Here is an 8,180-nt window from a genome sequence, read left to right on the forward strand (position 1 = left end):
CGGGGATGGCTGCGTAAGCAACCATCTAGGGAAGGCGTGTTGAAACAGGAAGCCTGTTAGGTGACTAACGGGAATCTCGCTCCTTCAGGGGCGAGAGGATGTCAAAATGCCATGCATGGAAAGTTAATGCGCCTGAGCTTTACGAACGATCCGGGTTAGCTCACTATAAAGCCTTACACCAAAAAGGAGTGTTTGTAGTGAAGGATGCGAACGGCTGGATTGAGGCACTGTCGCTTCAGCCTCATCCAGAGGGCGGTTTTTTTCGGGAAACTTATCGCTCCGATGAAGTGGTAGCACGAGATAGTCTGCCGGATCGGTTTTCCGGGGAGCGGAACTTTTCGACGGCCATTTATTATTTGCTTGAGGGAAACGATTTTTCAGCATTTCATCGTATCCAGCAAGATGAAATCTGGCACTTCTATGACGGTGCATCGCTGACCATCCATGTCATAGCTCCGGATGGCAACTATTGTGCGGCAATACTTGGAAGAGATATTTACAACGGAGAGGTTCCGCAGTTTGTCGTGACTGCCGGTTGCCTTTTTGCGGTGGAAGTGAACGACTCCTCCTCATTCGTTCTGTCTGGTTGTACCGTTGCACCGGGCTTTGATTTCGCTGATTTTGAAATGCCTTCAGCTACGCAACTGCTGAGTCATTTTCCACAGCACGCTGCTCTGATTGAGCGACTGACACGGTGAAGGCAATGAGAAAACGTACAGTGCTATGTTCATCGGTAATGCATTGGCTGATGGCTTAAATTTTGTTAAATGCCTTGTCCCATTCATCAGCGAAAAGATAGCCCAGGGTATAGGCGTTTTTTTCTTCCTTACTGACGGCAAGGAATATGGATGAGTTATATGTAGACATGTCGTGTATATCCATGGCCACGAGGTCATTATTTTGAGCTTCACCCAACTTGTCGATACAGGTGCTATGGGTCACTAGAATCAGATTTTTGCCTTCTTCCTTGTATTTGAAAATATCTTCATAAAGGTTTTCTTTGCAGCCTTCACGTAACCAGTCTTGACTGGTGGCTTTCTCACCAAACATCAGGTTAGCAGTCTGATGGGTTCGTTTGACAGGGCTGTTATAGACGACGGTTGTCCGATTGGGCAGATGATCAAATTTTTGTCCGACGGCAATAGCCTCTGCCTTACCCGGAACTGTGATGCCTGTTGCTCCATCAAGGCACAGGTTGTCAGAGCGGTCACAGCGTTCAGCGTGTCTGACCAGTGTTACGACGTTGCCTTGGTACCAGTGAGTCTGTAGATCAAGCAGTCTCTTCTCGTCTTCAGCCAGACTAACCGTAGGCTCTGGCTGCAAATGAAACCAGGTGGCTGATACTGAAACTGCCAGACTTAACAAGGCAATCAATGACTTTTTAGGCATATTAATTAAATGTTGTACGACAATTTTTTTGGGAGAGGTAGTGTATCGAATCACTATCTCTCGACAATAGTGCTGATCAACACAGAATAAGTGAAATATATTTCGGTATTATTACGAAAGCGCACATGAGCGCAAATGGATAGCGAAATGTCACTTATTGGGTTTGTGCGTGGTGCAATCTGGAATATAAGTGGCTTGATGTTTTTCTAAATGGGTGCAGTTTAGACTCAATCGTCCTGACTCTCTGAACGGAGGACGAATGAGCTCAGGCCTATAGAGTCAATAATACAGCCAGAGTGGCCACCACACCCAAAGCAGAAGTCACAATGGCAGCACCTGCTGAATAACGGTAGCGTGTTTCTTTGCTCAGGGCTGCGCTTGCACTGGAAGCAGTGGGCGGAGTGACCGGTTGGCAGATTTCTGTTTCAAAGAATAGCTGACCTTCAAGGTTGACCAGCCCATTGCAGGCAGTAGAAGTGGAATGATTGTTAGCGATCCAGGTATTCACCATCGGGTTGCTTGTATAAGGGGTGGGTGTTGGCATGACAACGCTTGAAATCTTATAACTGTGGCACAGGTCAGATGCTTTATGTTCGGCCAGTTTTTGGCGAAGATCTTCCAGTGATTTGTGGACTGCTTTCAGGCTGGATTGGTTCAGGGGTTGCCACCATGGATTGCTTGCCTGCAGGCGGTTACAAGCCAGGTTCAGTTCAAGTCCTCCCCAGACGGTGATGGCCGTCCGTGTTGCTTTGATGTAATTATCAATCATGTAAAAACGGGGAAGACCTGCTTCGACCGCCCCAGAACCTTCGGTATCTTTGACCCCGGCAAGAACAAAAGCACCTTTGCGAGAAGGGTTGCGACGAGTGAAGCCGACATTGGAAATGTCGACTTCATTCTCGATAACGTCCATGCTGCTTCCGGGAGCCATTCTAAACTCACCCGCTTGTGCCATATTGCCCATAAAAGTGTTCGATATAACGATTAATTGTTCTGTCTGGTTTCTGATGCCAGGTAGATGAATCAATATCCCCATGTCCGGAATTAAATGGGGCAAAGGGTTGTGAATCGTGCTGTATTTTTTACCTTCGATCAGGTTTCCGTAAATCTGCAAGCCCGGGCCCCGCATCCGATCATCGGCAGATGCATCCAGGGACTTCCTGCAATCAAGAACAACCGCAGCCCGGACAGAAAGATGGATATCGTTTGCGGCTAAAATCAGTTTCCGGTTGTAGCACTCTGCAAAAACAATGGAGTCAATTGAGAGGCGGTTATTTTCTCGGGTTGGCCGAAAGGCAATGTATTGTATTCGGCTGCTTTTTGTTTCGTCAGGCTTGAAGTCGTCGGTGGTTCCGATCCCGAGCATATATTTGTCTTTAAATGCTGGCCGATTCCTGATGATAGCGAAACCCAGATCAGCCGCTCCAAGAATGTCCTGACCGTTCTTCAAACGTATGGCACTGCTGACAAAGTATTCAACCGGGGTTGAAGCGAACACAGGCGTTGTTGTAAGTACAGGAGCAATGGATGGAGAAGCTGTCGTTGGAGTGACCGTTTTGGAGGAGAGTAATATAACGGTGTCCTCAGGTATCCGTTCTATCAATTCATTTAAATTTTCTGCCGGGTTGGCACTGAGAATAATACACTGTCGGTTGTTAACAAATGCTGAATCCACTTTTAGTCGTTGCTGAACCCCCGTCGTTTGCCGTGAAAGCATCGTCGGATCAAGAAGAGAGTTACACGATACTGTCATTAGCAGTGGGGAAGGTGAAAAGATTGTGGTTGGAGATTGAGTCGATGTTTCGGCCATCAGACTCAAAACATTCAGGCATAATACTGGAACGATGAATCGAGCCAGCAAAGGCTGCAGCTTAATCATGTGATAAACTTTGAAAAAAATGTAGGTGAGAAGCCTAGACGTTGTATTTATACTTCTCCACACAAGTTATGCGCGAGCTCGAAATGAAGGCACATGATTCTGCCCATGTGTCAAAACAGTTGTAGAAAAAGCGCTTTACCCAGAGACTGATGGTTCCTGAATTCAGGATTTACACCCACGATAAACGCGCTTGACCCACTATAGTCGGTCAAGCGCGTTTATCATCAGCTGCCTTCCTTGGAGAGTTCAGAGATTTCTTTCAGACGAGCCAGAACTTTGTAATTGATGGAGTCTTTAGTGTACTGACCACGGCTGTTCAGTGTGCCAGGCTTGCAGCCGGTCAGAAGCTCCATAGCTTCGTCAGCATGATTGACCGCGTAAACACTGAAAGTGCCAGCTTTTACGGCATCGACGACTTTCTGATGAAGCATCAGGTTTCGGAGGTTTGTGGCAGGGATAATGACACCTTGTTCACCCGTCAGGCCACGGGCGTTACATAGATCAAAAAAGCCTTCAATCTTTTCATTAACACCGCCAATAGCCTGAACTTCGCCATGCTGGTTCATGGAGCCGGTGACGGCAAAGCCCTGTTTGATAGGTGTATTGGTCAGAGCGGATACCAGGCAGCAAAGCTCAGCCAGAGTTGCACTGTCACCGTCAATGTAGCCATAGGATTGCTCCATAGTCAGGCTGGCTGAGATAGCCAGGGGAAACTTCTGGGCGTATTTGCTGCCCAGATAGCCGGTCAGGATCATGACTCCCTTGGAATGGATGGCCTGACCCAGGGAAACTTCCCGTTCAATATCTACAATGCCCTGGGATCCAGGATAAACGGCAGCCGTAATTCTAGCTGCAGAACCAAAACTGGTATCGCCAATGGACATGACAGTGAGCCCGTTGATCTTACCGATCTTTTCTCCTTCGGTATCAATCAGGATACTGCCTTCAATCATCTCATCGAGAATCTGCTGGCTGACTCGGCCAGTGCGTTCAGACTTGGCGGCCAGAGCCCGATCAACATGCTCGTTGTTGATCTTGCGGCCACGGCTCATACGACGAATGAAGTCTGCTTCTGCCAACAGGTCGAACAGATCACCGATCTTGGCAGAAATTTCACCCTGGTGTTCAGCCATTCTGGAGCTGTGTTCGACGAGACGGGCGACAGCAGCAGCCGTCAGGGCCGGATAGTTTTCATCATCTGCCCGGTTTTTTAACAGCTGTGCAAAAGCATGTACCGATTCCTTGTCTCTGGCAATCCGGTCATCAAAGTCGACCAGAACTCTGAATATTTCATGGAAATCCGGATCAAGCTGTTGCAGCAGATAATAAATATCTCTGGAACCGACAAGGATGATCTTGACGCTGAGAGGGATGGATTCCGGATTCAGGGTGATGGTATTAAGTAGACCCATCTCTGAGTATGGAGATTCAATGGTCAGCTCTCTCTCTTTCAGGGCTCTTTTTAGCGCCTCCCAGACAAAAGGTTCTTCCAGCAGTTTGTTAGCGTCCAGCAACAAATAGCCGCCATTGGCTTTATGCAGAGAACCAGGGCAAATCTGTCGGTAATTGGTCACGAGAGCGCCCATTTCACTGGCGTATTCAATACGACCAAACAAGTTCTTGTAGTTAGGGTGGGACTCATACACGACAGGCGCAGCACCGCTGGCAGAGTGACCAATCAGCAGGTTAGGTGCATAGAGTTCAACCAGAGACTGTCGTTTGGTTGAGTCATCCTTGGACTCCATATTGCGGTCGTCAGCAAGAATATCAATCACAGTTCGGTGCAGGTGATTTTTAACCGCCTCAAGATATTCTATTACCGACTTGTGATTGTTGTACTTTTTTTTCAGTGACTTGAGCAGAGGCTCCAGAGCCTGATCAATGGTTTCCTGATTAAGCTTCTGCAGCTTTTCGTTGGACTCTCGTTTCCATTGGGGCAGTTCAACCAGTGAGTCGTTCAGTATAGATTCCAGTTCACTGATATCCTTGTTAAATTTGGACCGTTTTTTATCCGGAAGCTGGGCAAATTCCGTCTCGTCCATAGCCTTACCTTGATGCATAGGGGTAAAGCTGAGGGAACCGGCTTCGCGGAATAGGGCTATGTCCCGCTTCAGGGCTTCTTGTTCAATCTGATCAATGACGTGGTCGTAGCTTCGGTTGAAGTCGCGCTCAATGACGCTTTTCCTCTGCTGATAAGTCGGGTTTTCAAAGGCGGCCGGAAAGGTCAGCATGAGACTGTCAATAAACTGGTCAAAGTCTTTCTGTAAAGGTTCACCCGCGCCTGCCGGAAGCGTTAAAATCTTTGGTTCACGGGTATTGTCGAAGTTATTAATGTAAATCCAGTCGTCTGGTGGCGTCTGGCGCTTGGCTTCAGATTCCAGGTATTTTCTCAGATAGGACATCCTTCCCGTACCGGACTCCCCCATTACATAGATGTTGTAGCCCGTTCGATGCATGGCGACGCCGAACTGAATGGCGCTGGTTGCTCTTTCCTGGCCGAGGATGCCGACGTATTTCTCAAGATCGTCGGTGGACTTGAACCCAAGTTCTTTGACCGGCTGTTTCGCAATGAGTTGACTGGTTGAAAGTTTAAGCTTTTTCACTAAGGCCTGCCGTTAACTAATGAGTTCTCTGAATTACTTGTATGTTGCAGAGCGTTGAAATGATCAATCAAAAGCAGCTCTACTTTGATGGATTGTTAACCTCCCGGAAAAACCATTAGCCGGTAGGCTGTCAGGTCATCAGTCTCTTCGGATAACCCGTAGGGATAGCATAATGCTTTTTTTATCCCACTGTCATGAATTCTGTTGCCAATTAAGGTTGGAGGATAAAAGCAGCTTTTTTAACGGTTATTTGTTACAAGAACGTGCTTCTCATTTTCTGAGGAATAGCGTTAACTTAAACGATGAGATATTCATTGCGATAGTTGAAGTGACGTCGAGAAAAAATTGTCCGATTGCTTCACAATAGAAAGTTGTGCATTAGTATCGGGTTGTTCGTGTATGCATCTTTCCGAAGGTCCTCTGAGGTTGCCAGGAAATTGAGGTCATCATGTTAAGATTTCTGTCATGCCTGCTAACAGCGTTCTTTATTTTTGCATCACTCAGTGCTCAGGCTTCAGCGCAAGTGGTTAAAGAATTGCAGAAACTGGTGGGAAGTTTGCCTACGGGTAGTGTTCACTCTATCCAGGTTAAGGACCCTGCCAGTGGCCGGGTTATTTTTGAACAGGGGGCCGATCATAATCTGGTGCCTGCCAGTGTTCTGAAAGTAATGACGGCTACACTGGCCTACGAGGTTCTGGGCGATAAATTTCAATACACCACCCAGCTGGTGACTCGGAACGGACCTATTCGAAAAGGTATCATCAATGGGCCGGTGGCTCTTGTGTTCAGTGGCGATCCCTCTTTAAAGCGGAAGCATCTGGATGAGCTCGTTAACCGGCTGAAAAAGCGCGGGATCAAATCGATTCATGGTGATCTCTGGCTCGATGGTGCAGTTTTTTCAGGTTATGACCGTGCTGGTGGGGTGAGCTGGGATGATCTGAATATCTGCTTTGCCGCGCCGGCAGCGGCCATGATTCTGGATCGAAACTGTTTCTATGGCTGGCTGAAGCCGGGTAAAAAAGAAGGTTCCACAGCTACCATCCAATACGATCAGTCAGACTGGTTTCTGGCTGTTGATAACCAGGTACGTACCCGTTCTGAAAAGAGCTGTCAGCTTGAAGTCCGCCCCTCAACGGAACAAGAATATCGTCTACAGGGCTGCATCAGTCCGAAATCAGCGCCTGTCCGCCTCGCTTTCTCTGTGAATGATGTTGAGAGGGCGGTTAAGCGATACATCAAAGACCAGTTGCAAAAAAAAGATATCCAATTAAGAGGCAGAGTGATTGTGGGTCGTCCTGATTTGGATATGCCTTTTGTCCTGGCAGAGCATAGGTCTGAGTCTTTGCCTCAGCTGCTAAAGCCGGTGTTGAAAAATTCTGACAACTTATACTCTGACAGCATTTTGAAGACGGTGGGTTACGAAACCTCTGGCAAGCCAGGGTCCTACGCCTCCGGTATTCAAACAGCGCGGGAAGTATTGGGAGGTAAAGGTGTAGGCTTTGGAACCAGCAGGTTGGTAGACGGCTCAGGGCTTTCCCGATACAACTTTATCAGTGCGTCAACTTTGGTTGATATCCTGATGTTTGGCTGGTCACGATGGGGAGAAAGAAGCCCCTGGCTGAGCGCTCGTGATCGCAAGGAAATGTGGTTCAAAACCGGCTATATGAGTGGTGTAAGCAGTGTCGCTGGTTATGTATTCCAGTCTGATGGAAAGCCTCTGGTGTTCGCTGTGATCCTCAACGGTCTGATGCCGCCTCTACCTGCCAGTCGTGAACAAATGAAAGCTTTTCGCAAAGATATCAGAAGCTTCCGTCGTTCGTTTCTAAAAGCTTTGACCAGGGAAGGAAAGGTTTAAATCAAATTTTCTTCCCCGTTTTCGAAGTTTCCTTTACCTTTCATGAATCAGTCAGCGACATTCGTCGTAGGATTATGCCGCTGTTGCTATCTCCAATCCTGGAATAATAAATGCGCCTCCACTGATCTGGGCATGGCTCAGAAGGAAACGTTCATGACGAGCACGCAGCGATCCATTGAAACACTGTTCAAAACGGTGATTGACAATCGGGTCGAACAGCGTAGAATGCACCGCCGCTGAGACGGAAACGCAACGCTTACTGGGTAAGCAGGTGCGGTCACAGCGAGTTGAAAAGCGTGTCTCATTGAAAAGAATGATCGCTTGACAACTCACGGCGCCAAGGTAATATGTGTGCCTCGCTGAACAGCGCTGACCGCTGATTCAGCTGGTTAAAAGCTCCTTGTTTTAACCTCGTTCTTTAACAAATTATCAGACAATTCGTGTGGGCGCTTGT

The 8,180-nt window shown here is 47.7% G+C and carries 5 protein-coding genes; 2 read left to right on the forward strand and 3 right to left on the reverse strand.

Annotated elements, in window-relative coordinates:
* Nucleotides 1-98: 98 nt before the first annotated feature.
* Nucleotides 99-698 (forward strand): cupin domain-containing protein, encoded by a 600-nt coding sequence (locus KDK19_RS18285; protein WP_257287567.1) that lies wholly within the window; start codon nt 99-101, stop codon nt 696-698.
* Nucleotides 699-753: 55 nt separating this feature from the next.
* Here KDK19_RS18285 and KDK19_RS18290 read toward each other — a convergent pair whose 3' ends face one another.
* From KDK19_RS18290 to KDK19_RS18300, 3 genes are all read right to left on the reverse strand, one after another.
* The gene (locus KDK19_RS18290) at nt 754-1,443 is read right to left on the reverse strand and encodes a histidine phosphatase family protein (RefSeq protein WP_257292530.1); all 690 of its coding nucleotides are present in this window, start codon (nt 1,441-1,443) and stop codon (nt 754-756) included.
* A 217-nt stretch (nt 1,444-1,660) separates the two neighbouring features.
* Complete coding sequence (locus tag KDK19_RS18295; RefSeq protein WP_257292531.1) at nt 1,661-3,268, reverse strand: hypothetical protein; 1,608 nt, start codon at nt 3,266-3,268, stop codon at nt 1,661-1,663.
* A 224-nt stretch (nt 3,269-3,492) separates the two neighbouring features.
* Nucleotides 3,493-5,871 carry an ATP-binding protein gene (locus KDK19_RS18300; RefSeq protein WP_257282417.1) on the reverse strand — a complete coding sequence of 793 codons (2,379 nt, stop codon included), beginning with the start codon at nt 5,869-5,871 and terminating at the stop codon, nt 3,493-3,495.
* 448 nt (nt 5,872-6,319) lie between these two features.
* Between KDK19_RS18300 and dacB the strand changes: the two genes are divergently transcribed.
* A complete protein-coding gene (dacB, locus tag KDK19_RS18305; protein WP_257282418.1) occupies nt 6,320-7,726 on the forward strand; it encodes a D-alanyl-D-alanine carboxypeptidase/D-alanyl-D-alanine-endopeptidase in 1,407 nt (468 codons plus the stop codon).
* The last annotated feature ends 454 nt before the right edge of the window (nt 7,727-8,180 follow it).

It is taken from the genome of Endozoicomonas sp. ONNA1 (genome assembly GCF_024606325.1).
In the GTDB taxonomy this organism is placed as follows: Bacteria; Pseudomonadota; Gammaproteobacteria; order Pseudomonadales; family Endozoicomonadaceae; genus Endozoicomonas_A.

Bases quoted from the DNA above. Each gene is read 5' to 3' on its own strand.
- KDK19_RS18285 (WP_257287567.1), top strand. From the start codon at position 99: ATGTCAAAATGCCATGCATGGAAAGTTAATGCGCCTGAGCTTTACGAA.
- dacB (WP_257282418.1), top strand. From the start codon at position 6,320: ATGTTAAGATTTCTGTCATGCCTGCTAACAGCGTTCTTTATTTTTGCA.
- KDK19_RS18295 (WP_257292531.1), bottom strand. From the start codon at position 3,268: ATGATTAAGCTGCAGCCTTTGCTGGCTCGATTCATCGTTCCAGTATTA.